The sequence below is a fragment of the Polaribacter marinus genome (genome assembly GCF_022662535.1).
GTDB lineage: Bacteria > Bacteroidota > Bacteroidia > Flavobacteriales > Flavobacteriaceae > Polaribacter > Polaribacter marinus.
Genome location: NZ_JAKQYM010000003.1, coordinates 78,542 through 103,374, shown reverse-complemented (window position 1 = coordinate 103,374; position 24,833 = coordinate 78,542). Strand labels below are relative to the sequence as shown.

The 24,833-nt window shown below is 27.7% G+C and carries 22 protein-coding genes; 2 read left to right on the top strand and 20 right to left on the bottom strand.

Annotated elements, in window-relative coordinates; genetic code table 11:
• Positions 1–50: 50 nt before the first annotated feature.
• Entirely contained in the window at positions 51–1,997 is a 1,947-nt protein-coding gene (locus MC378_RS05575) for a T9SS type A sorting domain-containing protein (RefSeq protein ID WP_242177751.1), read from the bottom strand.
• A gap of 231 nt (positions 1,998–2,228) precedes the next feature.
• Here MC378_RS05575 and MC378_RS05570 point away from each other — a divergent pair, with 231 nt between their 5' ends.
• Entirely contained in the window at positions 2,229–2,924 is a 696-nt protein-coding gene (locus tag MC378_RS05570; protein ID WP_242177750.1) for a response regulator transcription factor, read from the top strand.
• 67 nt (positions 2,925–2,991) lie between these two features.
• Complete coding sequence (locus MC378_RS05565; protein WP_242177749.1) at positions 2,992–4,032, top strand: sensor histidine kinase; 1,041 nt, start codon at positions 2,992–2,994, stop codon at positions 4,030–4,032.
• Here the strand turns inward: MC378_RS05565 and MC378_RS05560 are convergent.
• The 19 genes from MC378_RS05560 to rnpA all read right to left on the bottom strand — a co-directional run bounded on the left by MC378_RS05560 (position 3,997) and on the right by rnpA (position 24,724).
• Positions 3,997–5,046, bottom strand: coding sequence for a glycosyltransferase (locus tag MC378_RS05560; RefSeq protein WP_242177747.1), 1,050 nt, complete (start codon positions 5,044–5,046; stop codon positions 3,997–3,999). The two genes, MC378_RS05565 and MC378_RS05560, sit on opposite strands and share 36 nt — an antisense overlap.
• A gap of 1 nt (position 5,047) precedes the next feature.
• A complete protein-coding gene (purD, locus tag MC378_RS05555; RefSeq protein ID WP_242177746.1) occupies positions 5,048–6,322 on the bottom strand; it encodes a phosphoribosylamine--glycine ligase in 1,275 nt (424 codons plus the stop codon).
• Between the two features lie 90 nt (positions 6,323–6,412).
• Positions 6,413–7,183, bottom strand: a complete 771-nt coding sequence (locus MC378_RS05550) for a glycosyltransferase (protein ID WP_242177745.1) — start codon at positions 7,181–7,183, stop codon at positions 6,413–6,415.
• A complete protein-coding gene (locus MC378_RS05545) occupies positions 7,184–8,536 on the bottom strand; it encodes an exopolysaccharide biosynthesis polyprenyl glycosylphosphotransferase (RefSeq protein ID WP_242177744.1) in 1,353 nt (450 codons plus the stop codon).
• Positions 8,533–9,777: an O-antigen ligase family protein gene (locus MC378_RS05540; protein ID WP_242177743.1), complete on the bottom strand. Its 1,245-nt coding sequence runs from the start codon at positions 9,775–9,777 to the stop codon at positions 8,533–8,535. The genes MC378_RS05545 and MC378_RS05540 overlap by 4 nt, the downstream gene beginning before the upstream one ends.
• On the bottom strand, positions 9,731–10,828 hold the full coding sequence (locus MC378_RS05535) for a DUF1972 domain-containing protein (protein ID WP_242177742.1): 1,098 nt from the start codon (positions 10,826–10,828) through the stop codon (positions 9,731–9,733). The genes MC378_RS05540 and MC378_RS05535 overlap by 47 nt, the downstream gene beginning before the upstream one ends.
• Positions 10,828–12,069 (bottom strand): hypothetical protein, encoded by a 1,242-nt coding sequence (locus tag MC378_RS05530; protein WP_242177741.1) that lies wholly within the window; start codon positions 12,067–12,069, stop codon positions 10,828–10,830. The genes MC378_RS05535 and MC378_RS05530 overlap by 1 nt, the downstream gene beginning before the upstream one ends.
• A gap of 68 nt (positions 12,070–12,137) precedes the next feature.
• The gene (locus tag MC378_RS05525) at positions 12,138–13,268 is read right to left on the bottom strand and encodes a glycosyltransferase (protein WP_242177739.1); all 1,131 of its coding nucleotides are present in this window, start codon (positions 13,266–13,268) and stop codon (positions 12,138–12,140) included.
• Complete coding sequence (locus tag MC378_RS05520) at positions 13,234–14,040, bottom strand: glycosyltransferase family 2 protein (protein ID WP_242177738.1); 807 nt, start codon at positions 14,038–14,040, stop codon at positions 13,234–13,236. Before MC378_RS05520 ends, MC378_RS05525 begins: the two co-directional genes overlap by 35 nt.
• Positions 14,041–14,118: 78 nt before the next feature.
• A complete protein-coding gene (locus tag MC378_RS05515) occupies positions 14,119–14,979 on the bottom strand; it encodes a DUF4422 domain-containing protein (RefSeq protein WP_242177736.1) in 861 nt (286 codons plus the stop codon).
• Positions 14,980–16,074: a UDP-galactopyranose mutase gene (gene glf / locus MC378_RS05510; protein WP_242177735.1), complete on the bottom strand. Its 1,095-nt coding sequence runs from the start codon at positions 16,072–16,074 to the stop codon at positions 14,980–14,982.
• Entirely contained in the window at positions 16,071–17,504 is a 1,434-nt protein-coding gene (locus MC378_RS05505; protein WP_242177733.1) for an oligosaccharide flippase family protein, read from the bottom strand. Before MC378_RS05505 ends, glf begins: the two co-directional genes overlap by 4 nt.
• Positions 17,505–18,053 carry a dTDP-4-dehydrorhamnose 3,5-epimerase gene (gene rfbC / locus MC378_RS05500; protein WP_242177732.1) on the bottom strand — a complete coding sequence of 183 codons (549 nt, stop codon included), beginning with the start codon at positions 18,051–18,053 and terminating at the stop codon, positions 17,505–17,507.
• Positions 18,053–18,907 carry a glucose-1-phosphate thymidylyltransferase RfbA gene (rfbA, locus tag MC378_RS05495; protein ID WP_242177731.1) on the bottom strand — a complete coding sequence of 285 codons (855 nt, stop codon included), beginning with the start codon at positions 18,905–18,907 and terminating at the stop codon, positions 18,053–18,055. The genes rfbC and rfbA overlap by 1 nt, the downstream gene beginning before the upstream one ends.
• On the bottom strand, positions 18,904–19,917 hold the full coding sequence (rfbB, locus tag MC378_RS05490) for a dTDP-glucose 4,6-dehydratase (protein ID WP_242177730.1): 1,014 nt from the start codon (positions 19,915–19,917) through the stop codon (positions 18,904–18,906). The genes rfbA and rfbB overlap by 4 nt, the downstream gene beginning before the upstream one ends.
• A 3-nt stretch (positions 19,918–19,920) precedes the next feature.
• A complete protein-coding gene (locus MC378_RS05485; RefSeq protein WP_242177729.1) occupies positions 19,921–20,958 on the bottom strand; it encodes a hypothetical protein in 1,038 nt (345 codons plus the stop codon).
• Positions 20,959–20,991: 33 nt separating this feature from the next.
• Positions 20,992–22,671 carry a DUF6909 family protein gene (locus MC378_RS05480; protein ID WP_242177728.1) on the bottom strand — a complete coding sequence of 560 codons (1,680 nt, stop codon included), beginning with the start codon at positions 22,669–22,671 and terminating at the stop codon, positions 20,992–20,994.
• 42 nt (positions 22,672–22,713) lie between these two features.
• Entirely contained in the window at positions 22,714–24,342 is a 1,629-nt protein-coding gene (locus MC378_RS05475) for a S41 family peptidase (RefSeq protein WP_242177727.1), read from the bottom strand.
• Positions 24,329–24,724, bottom strand: coding sequence for a ribonuclease P protein component (rnpA, locus tag MC378_RS05470; protein WP_242177726.1), 396 nt, complete (start codon positions 24,722–24,724; stop codon positions 24,329–24,331). Before rnpA ends, MC378_RS05475 begins: the two co-directional genes overlap by 14 nt.
• Between the last annotated feature and the right edge of the window lie 109 nt (positions 24,725–24,833).

The window sequence follows — 24,833 nt, the reverse complement described above, 5'->3', positions numbered from 1 at the left end:
TAATTTTTGGAGCTTTTAAAATAAGAAAACCTTAATAAACGAAAGTATTTTTATCTTATTACTAATTTTTTAGTAGCTGTTTTACCATTTTCTGTAACTTTTAAAATATAAATTCCAGAATTAATAGTAGAAACATCTAAATCTTTCTTTAAACCTGTAAAGGTTGCAGAAAATACTTTTTTACCTAATACATTAAATATTACAACTTCTTTTTTATCTGAAGTACTTGTAGCTACTGTAAATGTATGATTTGTAATTGGATTTGGGTAGGTTGTAAAACCTTCAATATCATTTCTACCTATAGAAAGTGTAAAACTATTAGCAGCTCCAGGAGTTCCTAAATCTCCTCCAGAAGTAATTTCTGCCGTAGCTTCTCCCCAATTAGACCCAAAGTCATTATCAGTAGCATTGTATTTACTAGCTGCTAATTCCATACTTTTCCCTTTAGGATCTGGAAAAGTTGCTCCGTTATCATAAGTAACTTCATCTATTACACTAGCACCACAAGATAAAGTTATAGTAGCAGTACCATTTCCTAAAAACAAACTACTGTTATATTGATAATCTACATTTACACTTCCGTTAGTACTAAAATCTGCATTCTCTCCAAAAACAACATAACCATTTGCAGGAACCACAACAGAGCTTGCAATAACATCAGTTGCAGGCGCTCCAGTTGAAGCTGTTCCAATAACCCAACCTTGCATATCAATTGGTGCACCTGTAGTGTTATAAACTTCAAAATACTCTCCGTTATCATCAGTTACAGAAAATGGGTTTTGCATTATTTCCGTAATTATAATTGCTCCTTCACCAGGGCAAGCTGCCGTTGGCACACATGTTGGACTATATAAAGTTCTTAAAAGATTACAAGAACTTGTAGCATCACCAACTATGGTGATATCTGTATCAACACCTTCTGTCATACCTGTAAAAGTTATTGTACCAGAAGCAACACTACTTGGGTCATCACCACCAACGGTAACTCCTCCAGGAGCTGTAACTGTATATGTATAACCATTAGCACCACCTGTAAACGCAATAGAACCACTATAAGTATCTACACCTGATGTTGTTGCATCACATGTTGTATCAATAGCTCCTAATTGTAAATCACATGGTAAGTCTACAGAAAAAGAAATAGTAGTTTCTACTTTTGGAGATAAAGAAGTTCCTGCATTATCTACCAATTCTACTGTAAGGTTGTATGATTTTCCTGGATCTACATTTATTGCTTCTGGAGTTGTTGTAAATATATTTTTAGAGCCTGGAGCTTCACCAACTTCTTCTAATGTACCTAAAATGTACCCATCACCAGTACTATCAGACATTTCTGAACCATTATCTCCAGAAAGCGTAAAGTTTGCAATAGATAATTGCACTTGCACTTCTGTAGTTGTTGAAGGGAAAACAGTATTATCTGAAGGTGATAAAATAGAAATGACTGGATCTGTACCAACTACATTGTGCATAAATGATAAATCATCCCAATAAACTACAGCAGAACCATAAACTCTTAGTTCAAAATAAAACTGTGTTGCTCCCGCTGGAGCTGTTATAGTGGTTTCATATTTTGTCCAAATATTTCCATTATTATCTAAATAATCATTATTTGGTCCTCTTATGGCATCTTCTGAATCATTATCATTATTATCAATATTACTATTTGAAGCATCTCTCCAATAAGACCATATTCGTGCATCAGTATCATCACCGCTTTCTACTTTATACCAAAGAGTAATTGTATAAGAATCTCCTGCAACTATTCCTGAAATTGTTTGAGCTAAGTCACTTGTACCACCAACTATTTTAGCAGAAAAATCTCCTGTTCTTTTTTCTGTAGATTCCTTAGTTGTATTTTCTACTTTACTCCAATCTGTAGGAGTTGTATTATTATCCCAATTTTCAAACCCTCCGTTTAATAACATTTCTTGCCCTAAAGAAATTGTACTAAAACAAAGTGTTAATAATAAAGTAAATAAGTAATTTTTTTTCATGTGTATTAGTTTAATAAATTTGAAGTGTAAATATAAGATTTTTTAGGAATATTTATATAAAATAATTGTTAACATTCATGTTATCAATACGCATATTATATAATGACATGACTTTTTACCTTTAAGTTAACTCTATGTTATGTAACCTTATTTAAAATTAAATGATTGTTAAGGAAGTCTATTGCTTAAAGAATTATAGTTATTTTTGATAACTTATATAATTTATCAATTATGAATAAAAGTGATGTTAAGATTTTGTTGGTTGATGATGAACCAGATATTATAGAAATTGTAGGTTACAATTTAAAAAATGAAGGTTATCAAGTTTTTACAGCCACTAATGGACAAGAAGCTATAAAAGTAGCAAAGAAAAACACGCCACATTTAATTTTATTAGATATTATGATGCCAGAAATGGATGGCATTGAGGCTTGTGAAAAAATTAGAAAAATAAAATCTTTAGAAAATGTAATTATTGCCTTTTTAACTGCTAGAGGCGAAGATTACTCTCAAGTAGCTGGTTTTGATGCTGGTGCAGATGATTATATTACCAAACCTATAAAACCAAAGGTTTTAGTTAGTAAAATAAGATCTCTTTTAAGAAGACTTAAAACCGAAAAAGAAAGTGAAAAAACTTTTAAAATTGGAGATATCGTTATAGATAGAGATGAATATGTGGTTTTTAAAGCAGGTAAAAAAATTACGCTTCCAAGAAAAGAATTTGAATTGTTTTCTTTACTAACCTCTAAACCTAGTAAAGTATTTAAACGAGAAGTTATTTTAGATACTGTTTGGGGTAATGAAGTTGTTGTTGGCGGTAGAACTATAGATGTACATATTAGAAAGCTTCGTGAGAAAATTGGAGATCATCATTTTAAAACCGTTAAAGGGGTGGGATATAAATTTGTTTTAGAAGATACCGATTAAAGCATCACTTACATAAACCAATTATCATATAAATAATTAATGTATACTTATTTATAATTCTACCATTTTGAAATTTAAAAAAACCTACTCTTACGCTCTTTGGTCTTCAATTTACCTAACACTTTTATCAGTAATTATTGCTGCTATTGCTTATTTTTTTATCAGTAAGCATTTAGGAGTCAATACGGTTATCATTTCTATTATAGCACTTTTTGTAATTTCTTTTTTTATTATTCAATATAGAACAGAACACTTTATTTATAGAAGATTGATAAAAATTTACGAAGAAGTTTCTATTTTAGACATCAAAGATTTAAGTAGAGATTCTGCTACTACAGATATTGATAAACTTTCTAAAAGAATGGAAAAGTTTGTTGAAGGAAAACGTTTAGAAATTAAAAATCTAACCGAAAGAGATTCTTTTAGAAGAGATTTTTTAGGAAATGTGGCTCACGAACTTAAAACCCCTCTTTTTACCGTACAAGGATATATCTTAACTTTAATTGAAGGAGCTGTAAACGACAAGCAAATACGCACAAAATACCTAGAAAGAGCTAACAAAGGTGTAGAGAGGCTTGTTGCTGTGATTAAAGATTTAGATATGATTGCCAAATTAGAAACCGATGGCATGAAACTAAATATTAAAACTTTTAATATTTTAGAATTGGTTCAAAATGTTTTCGATTTATTTGAAATGAAAGCAAAAAAAAGAAATATTATTTTAAAGTTTGACAAGGTTTACGAATTTCCTGTTTACGTAAGAGGAGATATCGAAAAAGTAGAACAAGTACTTATAAATTTAATTGTAAATTCTATTAAATACGGAAAACCAAACGGTACCACAATTGTTGCTGTAGATTCATACAACGACAATAAATTTATTGTTAAAATAATAGATAATGGAGAAGGAATTAAGCAACAACATCTCTCTCGTTTGTTTGAACGCTTTTATAGAGTTGACCAAAGTAGATCTAGAGAACAGGGTGGTTCTGGCTTAGGCCTCTCTATTGTAAAACATATTATAGAAGCTCATAACGAAACCATTTTACTAAAAAGTACTTTTGGAGAAGGTTCAGAGTTTTCGTTTACACTTGAAAAGGCCAAGTAAACTTGTGTTCAGTTGGGTTTCTTCCGAACTTAAACCTTTGTACTTTTCTATTTCTAATAGTTTTTTTAATGTAAAATCTTCTTCAGCACAAAAAGGAGCTACTTTTTTTTGCTGAAAATAAGTAGCCAAATATTCTTGTTCAGATTGATTTTTAGTAGGTATAAAAAACACTTTTTTATGTAAAACAGCTAAATCTATAATTGATGAGTATCCACTTCTACAAACAACCATTTTAGATTGATGAATTCGTTTTTGTAATTCGTTAGAAAGTAAAAAATTATAAATTGTAATCTTGTTTTCTTTTGTTTTCCTTTGTTTTTCTTCAACTTTTCCTTGAACTAAAACAATTTTATTGTCAGAATTTAAAAACTCTTTTTTAAGCTTTGACTCCAACAACGTTCTATTGGGTTCGGGGCCAGAAAGTAATATTAAAACATCAATAGTCTCTTCTAAATTTTCTTTTTTAAATCGACTTAAAACACCTATAAATTTCAGATTCAAGCTATTTTTAGTTGATGATAACTTTCCTGAAAATTCAGATTTATCATTATCAGGAATCCAACACTCATCAAATTTTATAATGATTTTTTGATGAATCTTGCTTGTTAATAAAGAAGTAAAACCAGAGAAAACATTTACTTGATGAGTGATATAAACCGATGGAACTTTACCACTTCTAACACCAAACCGATTATCAGAAATTACCCCAACAACGTTGCTGTTTTCATCAATAAACTCTTCAATAATTTTCTGTTCTTTTCTAATTGCTTTCCAAATTTTTGGAGATTGTAAAAACAAACTAAATTTTAAATTACTTCCGTATTTTATGTGGTAACTAGGAAGCAGCAGATGTTTTAAATTTGGAAATTCTTTTTGTAAAAAAACAAGAGCATTACCATCTGAAGCAATTACTGGAGTATAATTATTTTCTATAAGGAAATGAATAATTGGCACACATCTGGCGGTATGACCCAAACCCCAGTTTAAAGGTGCAACAATTATTTTTTTATCCATTTTAAATTAAATCAAAACCAATATCTTTTCTATAATTCATTTTTTCAAAAGAAATATTATTTATAGACTTATACGATTTTTCTAAAGCCTCTTCAATGGAGTTTCCAAGGGAAGTGATGGCCATAACCCTACCTCCATTTGTTAAAACTTTATCGTTTTCTATTTTAGTTCCTGCATGAAAAACCAAAGAATCTTTTACAGCATCGAAACCTGTAATTACTTTGTTCTTTTCGTACGCTTCTGGATATCCACCAGAAACCAACATTACCGTTGTTGCCGTTTTATCTGTTACAGAAAAAGATTTTTCATGTAACGTTTGATTTGCAACACCTTCAAACAAATCAAATAAATCAGATTCTATTCTTGGTAATACAACTTCAGTCTCAGGATCACCCATTCTTACGTTGTACTCAACTACAGAAGGATTTCCATTATCATTCATCAATCCAATAAAAATAAAACCTCTGTAATCGATTCCGTCTTTTTGCAAACCAGTAATTGTAGGTTTTACCACCAACTCTTCAACTTTATCTAAGAAAGATTTATCTGCAAATGGCACAGGAGAAATTGCTCCCATTCCACCCGTATTTAAACCTACATCACCCTCACCAATTCTTTTATAATCTTTGGCAGATGGTAAAATTTTATAATTTTTTCCGTCTGTTAAAACAAAAACGGATAATTCTATACCTTGTAAAAACTCTTCAATAACAACTGTTGATGAGGCATCTCCAAACTTTTGATTAGAAACCATTTCCTTTAATTCCTCTTTAGCTTCTTTTAAAGAATTTAAAATTAAAACCCCTTTTCCTGCGGCCAAACCATCTGCTTTTAAAACAAAAGGCGGTTCTAAAGTTTCTAAAAAAGCAAAACCTTCTTCTAAATTATCTTTTGTAAAAGATTGATAACGGGCTGTAGGAACTCCATGTTTTTGCATAAATTGTTTCGAAAAATCTTTAGACCCTTCCAATAATGCTCCGTCTTTTTTGGGCCCAATTACAGGAATGTTTTTCAGTTCGTCATCCGCTAAAAAGAAATCATGAACTCCATCAACTAAAGGAGCTTCTGGACCAACCACCACCATTTTAATCTGATTTTCTAAAACAATATTTTTTACCGCAAGAAAATCAGTAGGATTTATATGAATGTTTATTGCTATTTTATCCGTTCCTGCATTTCCAGGAGCTACAAAAAGTTGATTGATTTTTTTACTTTCTAATAATTTTATAGCAAAAGCATGTTCTCTACCTCCAGAACCTAAAATAAGTACATTCATTATTGTTGTGTTGTTGTTACTGCAAATATATTTTAAAAATATTGGATTCTCCTTCTTGTTAGAAAGACATTTTTAACAAGCTTTGTAATACTATAAACCCCACTTTAAAAAATATTTAAATGCAGAAGAAGTATGTCTGAAAAACAATTTTATGTCTTTAGATGAACCTTGTTTTAACACATGAACAATTTCTTCTTTAGGGTAATATAATTTCTTTTTTCCTATCTCATCAATTTTTTTACAAATGTCAACATCTTCCATATATAAAAAGTAGCGCTCATCAAAACCTTTCAATTGTAAAAGGTTTTCTGTTTTATATAATTGAAAACATCCTGTAATATATTCTGCAAAAAAAGGTGAATTTAGGTCTCGTTCTCTATATTCTCCTTTTAAAATAATAGATTTAAACATTGGTTTTAAAAAAGTAAATCTTCTTGCCAAAAGTTCTGAAACAGATGGATACCTTCTACAAGAATATTGATGTCTACCATCTGGAAACAGCACTTTAGGTGCAACCATTGCTATGTTACGGTCCTTTTCTAATTCTTTAATTAGAGGAGAAATAATACTGGGTTTAAATGATACGTCTGGATTTAAAACTAAATGAAAATTCGAGGTATTTTTTAGTTTATTAAGTATTTTATTATGAGCTGACCCAAAACCAATATTTTCTTCAATAGCAATATATTCAATCTGTTTATCAACAAAAACATACTCGAAAAACCTTGATGGTGTATTATCTATTAAATAAAGTTTCTTTTTAAAAGGAATATTTAAAAAGCACTCTATAGCTTTATGTAAATCAGTTAAATTTTCATCAAATAAAACTATGGAACCTGTTATTGTGATCTCTTCATTCATTTAATATGCTTTTTCTTCTTTAATGAAAAAATTAAAACAAGTTTGTGATATTATTTTTATGTCTAAAAAAAACGACCAATTTTCTATATAAAAAATGTCTAATCTTACTCGATTTTCTATATCCGATTTTTTAATAATTTCACCTCTATACCCACTAATTTGTGCCAAACCAGTTATACCAGGCTTTACAGAGTTTCTAACTAAATAGTTATCAACTTCATTTATATATTTTTTTGTTTGAACATTAATATGAGGCCTTGGTCCAACAATACTCATATCTCCAAATAAAACATTAAAAAACTGAGGCAATTCATCCAAACTTGTTTTTCTTAAAAAGGCTCCAATTTTTGTAATCCTTTTGTCATCTTTTGTAGCAGAAATGATATCTGCATCCTTATTAATTTCCATAGACCTTATTTTATAACAAACAAATTGGTTTCCATTAATTCCATCTCTTTGTTGTTTAAAGAAAAAAGGGCCTTTAGAGGTTAATTTTACAGAAAACCAAAGAATAGGTAATAACCATGAGAGTAAAAAAACAATTACAATTAATGAAAAAAAGATATCGAAAGTTCTTTTAATAACATGTGTTTCTATTCTTTCAAAAGGGAGTTTTTTGGGTTTTAAAATAGGAATTGTTCCATAATATTCTAAGATAAAATCTTTACTATATATTGCTTTATTTTCTGGCAATAATCTTAATTCAAGGTTATTTTGATTCACAAATTTTCTGATCTTAATTAAGAGGCTTTGACTTATTTCTGTAGGATCACAATAAACCTCATCAATATTATTTTCTTCAATGTATTTAAAACCATTTTTTGTAGGCCCTAAAAAAAATTTTGACTTATAAGTTTTATCAGAAAAAAAACCATAAAAACGATATCCTAAATCGCTTTTATTTTGAAATAGTTTTTCAAGTTTCTTGGCTGAATTCATCCCTCCAAAAAAAACAATATTCCGATAGTTCATTCCTCCTGACCGGTATTTTTTAAGAAGAAAAAAAACGAAAAATTTAATAAAAGAAATAGAACAAAAAATTAAAGCAAAAACAAAAAATTGATTATTAATAATTTGTCCCTCTTTAAAAAGACTGAAATAACTTAAATACGCAAGTGAAAAAACAAAAAATTGCGACAATAAAAGTGTGATTAATCTACTAACATGAGTGTACCTATATACATTATAAAATTTAGTGTAATAAGAAATAAATAACCAAAATATAGATACATAAAACAGAAAAGGAAAATTTAAATATTCCTTATCAGAAATAAAATAGACAATAGCATTTATTAATACTAAATCAATTACAATTACTAAAGGTCTTATGAATATGGATTTTTTCTGTTTCAAATACTAAACTTTTTTCTTTGACTAAATAATAATGAAATTGTAATAAAAAACACCATTCCTCTTTGTCTCCATAGAAATGATTCTGTAATACAAACTACTAATATTAGAATTATAAAGGATAATAAAAAATAATCTTTATAAATAATTGCATCTTTTATTATTAAAAAGAAAATTAATAATAAAACACCCAAACCAATGACACCTAATTCTGAGAAAACCTGTAAATACTGATTGTGATAATTATAATTTAAAAAACCAGGATACAAATTATACTCTTTGTATTTAGTGTTTAACGTTTTTTGAGAATTGTTAAGGCCAAAACCTAAAAATATATTTTTTTCTTCCTTTAAAATTTCAAAGAAAGCTTTTATCTGAAAAACACGCAATCCTGCACCCGTCCATAAATATACATGTCCAAATTCTTTTTTATTTAAAACTTCTGTGATTTTAGTTTTTTCAAATTCTACTTTTACTCTTTTAAATAAGTTTGTTGATGCAACAAGAAAAAAGAGAGAAATTACAGGGATTATAAGTAGATATTTAACCTTTATTTTTGTGTATTTCCTTTTCTTAAAAAGCAAAAAAATAAAAGTTAAAAACGTTATTAAAATTATAATTTTAGATGAAAGTAAAATTAGGAACAGACTCAAAAAAGCCAAACAAAACATTTCAAATTTTGATTTCTCTTTTTTATTTAAAAAAAAACTAATTCCGAAACTCACAAATACTGATAAATAAATTGCATTTAAATTGCTTAGATTATTACTTAATTTATGATAAAATAAATAACTTATATCTGAATTTACAATTGAATTTATACTGCCCAAAAAAATGCAATATCCAGCATAAAACACAAGTGATTTTGAAAAAAGTTCTATTATTTTTTCTTTATGAAACTTTTTATTAGAGAAAAAAACAAAACTCAAAGGCAACACTAAATAAGATAAAAAACGACTTAAACCAGCCTTGGTAATATTAATATCATCTGTCCATAACAATGAGGCAAAACATACTATATAGAAAATGATGAATAGAAGCGCAATTTTATGAAATCTAATTTTTTCCTTATTTACAAAGTAATTAAATATAGCCGATAATAAGAATAAGACTATTGCAATACTGTTAATTGCGTAACCACCTAGAGGAAGTGAAACTAAAATTAATATAAGTAACGCTTCTGAAAGATTCGTTTCTTTAATTTTTTGAAAGACATTCATGAAAATAGGAAAGATAACTGCCATTTATTTTATTAATATCATACTCGTTTTTAATTTTTTCTATATTGTTCTGTATTTTGTCGCTTTCGCTTTTTTTGCTTTTCGTTTTTATGTAAAAACTTACATCTTCAGCATTATAAAAGTAATATGCATTTTCTTTAAGAACTGCTTTATTAAAGATATTATTGTGTGCAATTATTAAGTTACTAGAGCCCATAGCTTCTAATAGTGATGGATTTGTACCCCCCACTGAATGTCCATGAAAATAAAGATCGCAAAAATATCGCAAAGAATTTAACTCACTATTATTATAAATACTTCCAATAAAAATAATTTGTTTATTATCTTTAAATTTATCTTTTATTCTTTTTCCAAAACTATTATTATTATAATCTCCAATAACTAAAAAAGGTGTTTTACTTTCACTTAAAACAACACCATCTAAAATAGTTTCAACATTATTTTCTGGTTCTATTCTAGCAATTAGCATATGGTATTTTAGCTTTTCTACATGAAATTTATTTAAAACCTCTTCATCAACAGAAGAAACTATTTTACTACCATAAGCTATGAATTTAGAATCTTTTTGATACTTATCATCAATATATTTTTTAATTCCTTCAGAATCAGAAACAAGAAAATCACTATGTTTAACACCTAATCTTTCTGCAAATTTCAAAAACTGCCTCACAAAAAAAGTATACTTACTTCTTTTCCATTCTAAACCATCCATATTTGTAATGATTAATGGTTTTTTGGGAAAAAGAAATGACCAAATAGAACTGCTTGTATATCCTAATTGTAAAATCACATCTAAGTTTTTTTTTCTAGTATCTAAAATGCAGTTTAAATCATATATAAATTGCCCTATCGTTCCCATTTTATTTTCCGGATCACTACAATGTACTATATGTACCCCTTTAAACAAAGGCTCTTTATAAGGGTGATTAGATGAGTTATAAACATATACTTCGCAATTTTTTTCAACCAAAAAAACAGCTAAATGTTCTGCAAACTGCTCAAAACCACCATAATGATTTGGAATGCCTCTGGTTCCTATAATTCCTATTCTCATTAATTCAATATTTTTTTTTCTTTTCCACTACTAAAATATAAAAGAATCCCTAACACAAAAACGTAAGGTTCCATTTTATTATACATTCCTGTTACTATTAAAGTTGTAAAGAGATAATGCAATGATAATCCTGCTATTAAATTTATTGCCATTTTTTTATGAGAATTTTCTTCTTTTTTATAACAATACAGGTATAAAGTTAAAAGCAATAATAGGTATAGAAGTAATCCTAAAACTCCCGATTTAAATATTAAATTAACATAGCCATTGTGCAACATTGGTATATACCTCATATAGGTGTCTCCTAGGGGAGCTTTAAATTTTAAATCTACTAAAGAGCCAAAACCCTTGCCTATAAAAAAGCTTAAATTTGTGTCCATTTGATTTAACGCCATCATTGCTTCATATGCTCGCCAATGATCCCATAAATAAGCATGGTTTTTTGTGTTTATATTTTCTGAAGCGATAAATATTTCAGCAGGAGCTATTTTCATTTTATATAAAAACGATTCAATTCCTGGTTTTCCTCTTTCAAACTCTCTACTATATAAATAAGCATAAAACAAACCAAAAATAGTGATAACAAGTACCCCATATTTTATTGATTTTTTTGTTATTTTCAAATATCCAAAAGAAGCTAAATATAGTATTGTAAATGTAGCAATCATTGTTCTTGATAAATAAAGAAAAAAAGAGATTGCAAAAATTAATAAAACTATTTTTTTATACAGTTTATTAGGTACAATTTCTATACCCATAAGTTTTTTTGAGGTTAATAATATCACAATTGCAAGAACCTCTATTTCATTAGATATACCTCCAACATACCTAATGTCACTAACAGAAGCCGTACTAAAATCGACTAAAAATAAAATTTTTAGGATATGAGTTACTGCAAAAAATAAAGAAACAAATACAATAAATTTTATAACTGCACCAAAATCATTAATTTTTTTAGAAATTAAATACCCTGCAAGAATAGCTAAAATAGGTCTTGAAAAATAACTAATATCTTTTATCCAACTATACAGCAAATGTTCATTAAAAAAGGAGGAAATGACAGCAATAAAAATGATGACAACAAAAAAAGAAATAATGTTTAGTAACTCTTTTGAGATCTTAGAATAGAAAAATAATATTGTAATTAAATATAAAACATAGTGTACTTCAAAAGCATTAATAAATATTAATAAAAATAAAATTAAAGCAAAATAAGTTTTATTGATATTTATTGGTAACAAGCTTGTGAAAGTTTTATTTTGATTCGAATAACTAAGCTATTAGATAGCTAATATACATTTCTATTCTTTTATAATGTATTATTTTTTATGATATCTGTAATAATATCAGATGATTTTTTCCAATTATAGTGTAACTGAATATAATTCTGAACCTGATCTAAATGATGAGCATCCTTTTTTTCTAAAATTATATTTAACCTATTTTTAAAAACATCAAAATTATGAATATCAATTAAATTTGGCGCTAGAAATTGAAAATCTTTCATAGCTGTTTTATTTGAGGAGAGAACAGGTATTTTTAATGCTGCAGCTTCTAATGGCGGAATTCCAAAGCCTTCTGCTAAAGTTGGGTACACAAACGCTTTTGCCCCTTTGTAGAAAAACAATAAATCTTCATCCGAAATATCTTGTAAAATATGTATTTTAGAGCTTTGTTCTGCTGTTAATTCTTTTAATTGTTCATCAAATTGTTTATTGTCTAATGATTTTACTCCAATAAAAACCAATTGAATTTCTTTATTCTCTAGCTCTAAAAAAACTTTTAGTAATGCTTGTTGGTTTTTTCTTGGCTCAATTCTACTTACATAGAGTAAGTAATTTTTAATGGAAAATTTTTTAGAGATATAATCAATCGCTTCTTGCTTATTATACTCTTTAAAATATTCACTATTAACACCGTTTGGGGTAATAAAAATATCTTTGAACTGTAATTTATAGTATTCTTTAATCCTATCTTTAGAATACTTAGAAACCGTTAATAAAAAATCTGCTTTTTTAGCACTATATTTAAATAAGAGGTTTCTTTTTAACCTATAAGAAGAAGAAAAATATTGCTTAAAATCATTAAATAAAATATCGTGAATTGTAACAATATATTTACAAGATTTAGATTTAACAAAAGGGATTACATATTGGAAATGAGCATATTGAAACTGATAAGTAGAAATAATTTTTGGGATTTCAAAAAACATCCTTAAAATTCTACTAGACTGCTTAAAATAGATAAATTGTATGTTTTTAAAATCAGAGAATTCTTTTTCTACTTCTAAATCTTTAAAACAACCGATAAAAATTAATACATCTGAGTTTTCTTTTGCAAACTCTTTATACAATTCTCTTATATACGTTTTTGTACCTTGGTGTTCTTTATTTAGCAAATAGCCATCAACAAATATTTTTAACTCGTTTTTTGTAGACATAATTGATTTTCAAACAAATTTTGGCTAAAATACTATTTACAAAATTAAAATGTTTTGAACTGTATAAATTATACCCTTTAATTAATTTTATTTCTCTTGTTTTATTAAAACCAACAAAATGTATATATGATAATGTTGGTAAAAAAACCACAGAATAATTTAGTTTAGATACTTTTTTACAAAAGTCTACATCTTCTACATACATAAAATAGTCCTCATCTAAACCCTTTACTTGATTCCATATTTTTTTGGTTGTAAGTAAAAATGCGCCCGTAACCCAATCTACTAAATATCTTTCTTTTGAAAAATCTCCTATTAAAAACTCTTGTCTTTTATCTTCTAGCCAAGAAAATTTTAAAAGGCTTAATGCATTAGGAAACTTCCCAACTGATGTTAAATACTCTTTTTTTGCATTTAACATTTTTATACCAACAATACCTGTTTTTTTCTTTTTCAACTCTTTTACAGCTGGAGAAATATCCTGCAACAAAATAGTGTCATTATTTAATAATAAAATATTTTCTCCTAAAGATTTCTTGACTGCTAAATTGTTTCCTCCAGCAAAACCTAAATTATCTTTACTTTCTATTAAATTAATTTCTGGATATTGATTTTTTAAAAGTGCAACACTATTATCTGTTGATTTATTATCTACAATAACAATTTCAAAATCTATAGAACTACAATATTTATATATTGAATTTATACAATCTTCTAAATAGCTTTCTCCATTATAATTTACAATAACAATAGATAGTTCTTTTTGCTTCATAAATACTAAGTAAACAATTATTAATTAATTTTAGTTGATTAAAAAAATTCACACACCATCTTTTCCTTTTTTATTTTTTTAATTTCTTGACAAAAGATTCTTCATTTTATACTTTAATGTATTTGACAAAAAGAACAACAATGATTTATACTTATCTTCAACAAACTTAAAAAATTTTGAAGGTGTTTTATATTTAAAATCTTTATCTTTTATATATAAAATCGGCAAGTATTTTACATTAAATTTATGATGTACAAAATAAAGGTGCATCAATCTTTCTGACATAAAACCAAATACTCTTTTTTCATAATTATAGGGTGATATTTTTACTCTTTTTTCAACCTCAAAGAGCAAAGTGAATAACCATTCACAATAGTCGTTAATAATCTCTTTTGGGGCTATAAACATATTATAATGCACCAATTTATTATTTTGATAAGCAACTTTTTGCCAAGATTTAGAATATTCTGGATACAATTCGTGTAATGTTTCAGTTAATATATCGAAATCTATTATTGAATGACAATATCCGTAAATTTGCTCTATACTTAACTCATAAACCTTTGGTTTAGCCAATATAATATCATGTTTAGAAAGATATTTTGCTATTTTTTGTTTTGGAAATTTTTCTTTATCAAATTCTGATTGTGTGATAAATCTTATATCATTTATACGATCTGTTTTATTATCAATATCAAAATATCTTCTATAGTGACAAAGTCCAATAAAGTTTGAGTCATCATTTTTCCAAGCCCAATATAATGCTGTTAGCTCACAATAAAATGGATTCTTTTCAGAAATAGAATCGCCTGTATCATCTCCTAAAAAACCTAGATCTTCATGTAATGATTTACCAACATGAATTGGTTGAAAATACTCTTCTTTTGGTTCCTTAAATTGCTTATGAGTTGCTATGTAAATTTTTAAATCAAATTCCACTTATTCTTCTTTTACTTTTTTTAATGCAGAAGCAATTACTTGATGCATGTCATAATATTTATATTCTGCCAATCTACCACCAAAGATAACCTTATCTGTTTTTTCTGCAATTTGTTTATACTTTAAATAGATATTAGAGTTTTTTTCATCATTAACTGGATAATAAGGTTCATCACCTTTTTTCCATTCTTTAGGGTACTCTTTGGTTATCACTGTTTTCTTTTGCTTGCCATACTCAAAATGTTTGTGCTCTATAATTCTAGTATATGGAATATCTGCTTCCGTATAATTAACAACAGCATTTCCTTGATAATTTTCTGTGTTTAAAACTTCATGTTCAAATTGTAAACTTCGGTATTCTAATCTGCCAAATTTATAATCAAAATACTCATCAATCTTACCTGTAAATACAATTTTATCGGCTAGATTTTCTAAGGCTTCTTTCTCTTTAAAAAAATCTACACCTGTCTTTGTCTCAATTCCTTTTAATAAGCCTTCAATTAATTTATTATAACCTCCTATTGGAATTCCTTGATATTTATCATTAAAATAATTATTATCAAAATTAAAACGTACAGGTAATCTTTTTATAATAAAAGCTGGCAACTCTGTTGCTTTTCTACCCCATTGTTTTTCTGTATATCCTTTTATGAGTTTTTCATAAATGTCTATACCTACTAGAGACAATGCTTGTTCTTCTAGATTTTTAGGTTTTTTAACATAAACTTCACTAATCTGTTCTGCTATTTTAGCTTTTGCTTCTTTAGGTGTTTTTACTTTCCATAATTGATAAAAAGTATTCATATTAAAAGGAAGATTAAATAAGTCTCCTTTATAATTTGCTATTGGAGAGTTTGTATACCTATTAAATTCTACAAAAGAATTAACATAATCCCATATTTTTTTATCATTTGTATGAAAAATATGTGCTCCATATTTATGAATATTTATATCTTCCTTTTTCTCACAATATACATTACCTCCTAGGTGCTTTCTTTTATCTATAACGATACATTTTTTACCATTCTTGGTCATTTCATGAGCAAAAACAGCTCCAAATAAACCGGCACCAACTATTAAATAATCGTATTTCATTTTTTAAAGTTTAAAATGGGTTTCCATATATTTTCTATAAAGAATTTGTCTTTAATAATTAACAGGCCAGAAACATACATCAAAGCGCTAAATACAGAAGCAATAAGAAGATATGTAATTCCTGTTAAAAAAGTATGCAACAAATAACAAATTGGGATTATTAAGGTTGCCAACAAAGAATAATGAATGATACTTTTAAAAGGCAAATTAAATTTCATTTCTTGTCTAGCAAAATAAAAAGTAAGTATTGTTATAATAAGTTCTGTAATTATAATGGTGTACGCTGCACCTTTTGATTTTAATTCTGGAATTAAAACATAATTTAAAACCACACTAACAATAGCTCCTAGAGTTACTGCTAACATTAATTTTTTTTCTTTATTAGCAGGAACTAATATCTGCAAACCAAAAATATTGCTTAAACCAATTAAAAAAATGATAGGGGTTAATAAAGCAAGTAATGTAGCTGAATATGAAAACTCTTCACCAGCAAAAACAAAAATGATTTCATTTGACAAGCATATTAACAAAAAACTTATTGGTAATGTAATTATAAAAATAAAACGTAAAGATTTTGTAATTATTTTTTTAGATTCTTCTATTTTTCCTTCTTTAATATAACGCGATAATTTAGGTATTAAGACTGTACCCAAAGAGGTTACCACTATTAATATAATTTTAACTAGTTTGCTTGCAGGCGCATACAATCCAACTTCATATTCATTAGAAAAATAGTTCAAGAAAATAATATCTAAATTTACATAAATACCAATAGCTAACTGAGTACTAAACAGAATTAAAATTGGCTTTAAATGCCTTCTAAAATTAAGATTTGTAAATCTAACTTTAACAAAAGTAAACGCATAAAACAAGCTTATTATAGATCCTATAAGGGTGGTTGCTACAATAACGGAATAATAAACCCAATATTGATCTTGATTTTTCACCAGTATAAAAAGTAAAACAATCATTAAAAATTTAATCAAAAAATTTATAACTGTAATAAATTTATAGTTTTCTATACCTTGAAAAAACCAAGTAAACATACCAATGAGCCCAAATATATGCAGATAAGAAACATACTTAATTATTTGTTCATCATTAAATGTATCTGTAAAAAAGATCCAAAAAGAATATAAAATTAAAGTAAAAAACATCCAAAACACCTGAATGATAAGTAATTCTGAAAAAATTTTAGAAAGTTTTTCTTTATTATTTTTAACTTTAGCTATTTCTCTTATTCCATAAATAGGTATTCCTAATGAGCCTATTAAAGCAAAAACAGCAGTAAGTGATACTGCAAAACTAACAACACCAATTCCACTAGGTCCTAAAACTCTTGAAACGTAGGGAAATATCAGTATAGGAATTAATAAATTTGTAATGCCTAATACATTATTATAAATAAAATTTTTATGTATTAAGTTCACTTAGTTGTTTATAGCAATATTTACGTTTTGAAGTAATTTATCTTTTTCAGAAAGAATTATTTCACTCTCCTCTAATTTCCAATCTATTTTTAAAGTAGGGTCATTGTAAATAATCCCATATTCTGAATCTTTATGATAATAATTATCACATTTATAAGCAAAAATAGTATTGTCTTCTAAAGTAGCAAAACCATGTAAAAACCCTCTTGGAACTAATAATTGTTTATTATTATCACCAGAAAGTTCAATAGAAAAATGTTTACCAAACGTAGGTGAGTCTTTTCTTACATCTACCGCTACATCTAGTACTTTTCCTTGTATAACACGTACTAATTTTGCTTGAGCATATTCACCTTTTTGTAAATGAAGACCTCTTAAAACTCCTTTTTGAGAAGTAGATTGATTGTCTTGTACAAAATTAATTTTTAAACCTATTTTTTCTTCAAATACCTTTTGATTGAATACCTCAAAAAAACTCCCTCTTTTATCTCCAAAAACAGTAGGTTCTATGACAAAACAACCTTTTAAAAATGTTTCAGTAACTTTCATTAAATTTTTAATAAATTATGTGAGTAACCACTTTTTAATAAAGGCTTTGTTATTTCTATCATTTCTTTTTTTGTGATAAAACCAGATCTGTAAGCAGCTTCTTCTATTGATCCTACTTTTAAACCTTGTCTTTCTTCTATCACCTGAACAAATTGTCCCGCTTGCATTAAAGAATCGAAAGTACCCGTATCTAACCAAGCCGTTCCTCTATCTAAAATTTCTACAGCAAGCTTACCCTTTTTTAAATAAACGTTATTCACTTCTGTTATCTCTAACTCGCCTCTTTCACTAGGTTTGATATTTTTAGCTATTTCAACAACATCATTATCATAAAAGTAGATTCCTGGAACCGCATAATTGGATTTTGGTTTTAAAGGTTTTTCTTCAATAGATAAAACATTGTTTTTATCATCAAAATCTACCACGCCATATCTTTCTGGATCATTTACATGATATGCATATACAATGCCTCCAATGGGATTATTATTAGCTTTTAACAGATTTGACAATCCAGACCCATAAAAAATATTATCTCCTAATATTAAAGCTACTTTTTCTTTCCCAATAAACTTTTCTCCAATAATAAAAGCTTCTGCCAAACCATTAGGATTCTCTTGAACAGCATATTCAAAACTACATCCAATTTGATTTCCATTTCCTAACAACACTTGAAATAACGGTAAGTCTTTTGGTGTAGAAATAATTAATATTTCTCTTATCCCTGCCGAAATTAAAGTAGAAAGAGGATAGTAAATCATTGGTTTATCATACACTGGCATTAATTGTTTACTAACAGCTAATGTTAGTGGATGCAACCTTGTTCCAGACCCCCCAGCCAAAACTATTCCTTTCATCTTTTATTGTATTTTTCTATATACCATTGAATGGTCTTCTTAATTCCTGTCTCAAAATTTTCAATAGCTTTCCATCCTAATTCTTTTTCTATTTTGGATGCATCAATTGCATACCTAAAATCATGTCCTGCTCTATCTTCTACGAAACTAATTTGCTCTCTATATAATTTTTCTTTTGGTGAAATTTCATCTAAAATTGTACAAATTGTATTTGCGATGTATAGATTATTGCGCTCGTTCTTCCCTCCAATATTATACGTTTCTCCTAATTTTCCGTTTTTGTAAACCATCTCAATTCCAGAACAATGATCTTTTACAAACAACCAATCTCTTATATTTTGTCCATCACCATAAATTGGAATATTCTCTCCTAATAATGCTTTTCTTATGATTGTTGGTATTAACTTTTCATCATGCTGCTTTGGTCCATAATTATTAGAACAATTTGTAGTTACAACATTAAATCCGTAGGTATGAAAATAACTTCTTACCATAAAATCTGATGATGCTTTAGAAGCGCTATAAGGACTATTTGGTGCATAGGCTGTATTTTCTGTAAACAAACCCGTTGCTCCTAAAGTTCCAAAGACTTCATCTGTAGAAATATGATGAAATCTACAGTTTTCAAATCCTTCTTTATAGACGTTTGGAGATTTCATCCAATAATTTTTTGCAACATCTAATAGATTAAAAGTGCCAAAAACATTTGTTCTTACAAATGCATCAGGGTTTTTAATCGAATTATCTACATGAGATTCCGCAGCAAAATGAATTACACCCGTAAAATGATGTTCTTTAAAAAGTTTTTCTACTAAATCTCTATCACAGATATCTCCTTTTACAAAAGTATATCTTGGATTATTGATAACTTCTTTTAAATTAGATTCATCTCCTGCATAGGTTAATAAATCTAGATTTACTATGCTTATGTTAGCATTTTTTTCTAAAAAATAAGGAATAAAATTAGCTCCAATAAACCCAGAACCTCCGGTAACAAGAATTTTTTGCATTTATTAATTTTTATAATTCCCTAAAAACTTATTCAATTTTAATAAAAGCAAAAGTAGAATCATCAAACCAGCACCAGCAACACCTAATAAAAATACATAATTCTTTGTAATTCCTTTTAGTTTTGTTCCTATTGGTTGAAAGTTAGAAATAACATTAATTACTTCATATTTTGTTGCCTTTTCAGTAACAATATATTTTAAATCATTATTGATTTTTCTATTCGTATCAAACAATTCTAATTCTTTTGTACTTCTTTTTTCGCCACCTAAATCTATACTTGTTCCACTTGTTTGCTTTTTTGCCTCTTCAACCATAACCTCCATATAAACCTTTCTTAAAGAATCTATCTGTGTTAAATTTTGGCGATATAGAGAGTCTGTTCTGTTTAAATTTTTATTCGTTAATTCTTTTAATCGATTAAAATATTTATTTTGAACTACTGATGAAATTATTACATCTCCTAATTTATCAAAAACATCATTTTTTGTTGACGTAACAGTTACTTTATGAAACTTATAGTCATACATTGTAAAAGATTTTTTAAACTTTTCAAAAGTATAACTCTTTACTGTAGTGGTATCTACAGACAAAACAAAGCTATTGTAAGAACTAATAATATCATTTTCTGTTACAACAGGATCAATTTCAAATCCTAAAAGACTTACAGCTTCTTCTTTATCTAGTTTAAAAGTTTCTACCAAACTAGCTGTATCTTGTTGCTTTACAAGATTATTGTAATAATTTATATTATCATATAACTGTCTAGTACTTTTAAAATTAGGTTCTAGCAATAATTCAGACACAAAAGTATCTGTTTTTTTTATTTCAGGATAAATACCTAAAAGCCCTCCTAAAACAGCCGCAATTCCTATTTTTAAAAAATTCTTTTTTAAAAATATTAAACCTGAAATTATTAAATGAAAAAATCCTTTAAAGAAGTTTCTAATAAAATTAAAGAAATTAGAAAATCCTTTCCCTATAATTACAAATAAAGAACCTAAATCTACTTCTTCTTCGTTTTTATTTTGGTTTGTTGGCATAGTTGGTTTGGTTAAATCGTCAGTTTAAAACTGTTAAAAAATTTGTTCTAATATTCTTTGTGTTATAGCGTATGTTGGCGTTACACCTGTCATTCCTAAACCTCCAGAAGCCAATGTAGCTCCTGTTTCTAAAGGGTTATCTGACGCATAATAAGCATATCTCACTTGTACGTCTTTAGAAATATTTCCTCTAATCTTAGAGGCAGATTGTATTGCTTTTTGATAATGAGCTCCTTCCATTTCTAAACCAATTACATTCCAGGTAGAATCATGGAAAAATTTCAATAAATCTTTATTCTGTAATGATGTTCCTAAAACAGAAACCATAGTACCATCAAAAACTCTAACACCAAATCCTTCTAAATCTTCTTTAGAAAGTTGGTTTTTAAAAGGGTAATTATCTGCTGTACCTTCAAAAATATGGGCATTCGGAATCATGATATCTCCTTTACCACCTTCTAAAATTCCTGCTTTCCCCATAATTGAAACAGATTTCACATTTAAATGAGTGATTTCTTCAGGTGTTTTATAAGGTTTTAATAATTCGTCCATTGTTTCATAAGCTTGCTCTCCAAAAGCATAATCCATAACAATAATTACGGGGCTTTGATTTAAAGAGTTTTCTTTTTGAAACGGTGAAACATCAAAGTTTATTTTATCTGTATCTATTATTTGTACATTAATATTGGTTCCTGAAGTATCTTTGATATAAATCAACCCATTTTTAGATGCATAATCCTTTACCTTTTTCTGTAAAGGCTTGCTATCTGAATTACTTAATAACTGATACAATTCAAAACCATCATGTTCTTTTGCTTCTTTTGGCAAAGCTCCTTTAGCATAAATAGAATTTAAAACACTATGCATATTAGCACTAATAATGTGAATTGGTCTTTGCAAAAGACTGTGCTTTTTAAGAGTGCTTTTTATATCATTTGCCCAAACTTCTCCATAAATATGGTGCCCAATTTCTTCTATAAGTACAGAGCTAAAGTTTACAGAGCGTTTTTTTCCATGATCCACTTCGTTTATAGCCAATTTGCCTAACCAATAAATTAACTGTAAAAATCTATCAGGATTTTCTTCAGTTGCAAATATTTTGTGAGTTGATAATACTTCGTCAAAAGTTCGTCCAAGAATATTTCCTAAATGAACCATAATAACTTCTCTTTCTTTTTCTGTAATTTCTCTATTGTGAAGAACAACATCTTCTAAATGTTTCCATTCTCTAACAAAATCTTCTCCTTCATTTAAAGACACTTTTGCTTGGATTTTATGAGACTCTATAAACAAAAATGTTAAATGCGTTAAAATATCATAGATTTCAGATCTCCCTCTGGTTATCTCAATATTCATTTGATCTTTGTCTATTCTATAGCAATTTCTTCTTCTTTTTGGAGGAATAATTGTTTTAAAATGAGAGTTTCGATAACCTTCATCTGCCGTTAAATTGATAAACTGACATTCTTCTATTCCTTCTGGCAATCTTTCAATTATATAAACCAATCCATTTAATTCTACACGTTCTTCCGCAATAGAACCATAAATTTCTGGGCGTAATAACAACAAAGATTTTCTTAATGTTTCTCCAGAAATTCCCATTGGTTTATAAAAACCTCTACTAAATAAATGACGCATAGAAATGTATAATTTTTCTATCGCATTTGTTGACTCTTGAGCTCTAGTTCGCTCTATATTTTTTTTGTGTGACATTTTCTTTTTTAAGGCGCAAAGATAAGGATTTGCCTTTAGTTTTTAGTTAGACAAAATTTGTTTGTATTTATTTTCGTTCTTCATTAACTTAACAGCTTCTGCTATTACTTTATCGTTTTTTATATTATGATTATAAACACCCTCTTTATAATAATATCTTTGTAAAATTTCTGCTTTTAAAGCATCTGTTAAAATATCTTTGTTTTTAGAAATTTGTTCAACTTTATCTTTAAATAATTTTTCTTTTATTTTTTTATATTCTGCATTAATTCCACTATTCTTTGATGCTGAATATGCTTTTTTAAATAAAGCTTCTTGCTCTGTAACAAAAGTTGTGTCTGTTTTTAAGAAATCAATAAATTGTTTAAAATCTGTATTTTTAAGTTGAAACTTTTCTGCAGAACTAATGGTAGGGTTTTTATAAAAATAATCTGTCGCAAAATTAAAAATGGCACTAGATGACAACAGTTTTTTTGTTTCTTCTGTTTTTTTTGAGGTTGCTATTTTTACGTCTGGCAAAACACCTCCACCATCATAAACTATTCTTCCGTTGGCCGTTTTAAATTGATTTACACCATTATCAGAAAACTTAGGAACTTTTCCATTTTTATCTCTATTGGCATAATCTAGTTCTTGAATACATCTTCCACTTGGTGTGTAGTATTTAGAAATTGTTACTTTTAATTGTGTACCATAAGTAAGCTCTCTATAACGCTGAACTAAACCTTTTCCAAATGAACGTTCTCCCATAATTACAGCTCTATCATAATCTTGTAAAGAACCACTTACAATTTCTGATGCGGATGCTGAGCGTCCGTTTACTAAAACGACAAGCGGAATTTCTAAATCTAAAGGTTCGTTTGTACTTTTGTATGTGTTACTCCACTTTTTTATTTTTGCTTTTGTAGAAACAATGGTTTTCCCTTTTGGTAAGAAGAAATTAGAAATGTTGATAGATTCTAACAAAGAACCTCCTGGATTTGATCGTAAATCAAAAACCAATTTTTTCATTCCTCTTTCCTTTAATTTTCTAAAAGCTTTTTTCACTTCAGAAGAAGCTTTATTATTAAAACGAGTTAAAATGATATAACCTGTTTCTTCATCGATCATATCAAAAAAAGGAACCGGATTTACAACAACTTTATCTCTTGTCAATTCTTTTGTAATCAACTTTCCTTGTCTTTCAATTTCTATCGAAAAAGTGCTATTTGGTGTCCCTTTTAAAAACATAGAAAGTTCATCTCTTTCCATATTTTTTAAAGATTGTCCTTCTATAGAAACAATAATATCTCCTGCTTTTAGTGCTGCTTTATCCGCAGAGTTCCCTTTGTAAACCTCTCTAAGTTCAATTCCTTTTTGGGTGTAAAAAACAGAAACTCCAATACCTCCATACTCTCCTTCCCTTCTAATTCTAGCGTTTTCTACATCTTGCTCATTATAGAAATTCGTATACGGATCTAAATCTTGCAAAGTATTTTTAATTGCTTTGTTTGTTAATTCTGCAGGATTTATTTCATCTACATAATACATATTTAACTCTTTAAACAAAGTATTATAAATTTCTATTTGCTTAGCTACTTCAAAGAATTTTGATTTAAAAGAATATGTTAAAAATAGGCTTGTTATTAATAAAACAACAACTATTTTTTTCTTAAAATTAACTCGTTTCATTTTCTTTATTTTTTACTTCGTTGATAAACAACCTTAATAATTTTTCCATTTTCGAGTAGACTTCTTCGTATTTTATTTCCTCCTTACCAATATACGAAATCATAAAAACATATGGTTTTTCTAAATTATCGTACACAATTTCTTTCTGTAAACGATACGTTTCACGCATTAATCTCTTAATTCGATTTCTTTTAACAGCTAGTTTAAAGTTTCTTTTTCCAACAGAAACTCCCACTTGGGCAGGAAAACTTGATGTATGCTCCGTTTGCAAAAACATCATTCTTAACGGAAAAGCTTTTACAGAATTTCCATCCTTGTAAAGTTTTTCTATTAGTTTTTTACTTTTTAATCGTTCTTCTTTTCCTAAAGTGTGCTTCATCATTACAAACTTAATAGAAAACTATAACTTTTTAACATTTTCTAATCGTTAACTTTAAAAAGTTGTATATTTTTAACGTACAACATCAAACAATTTTTACAGAAGAATTGTT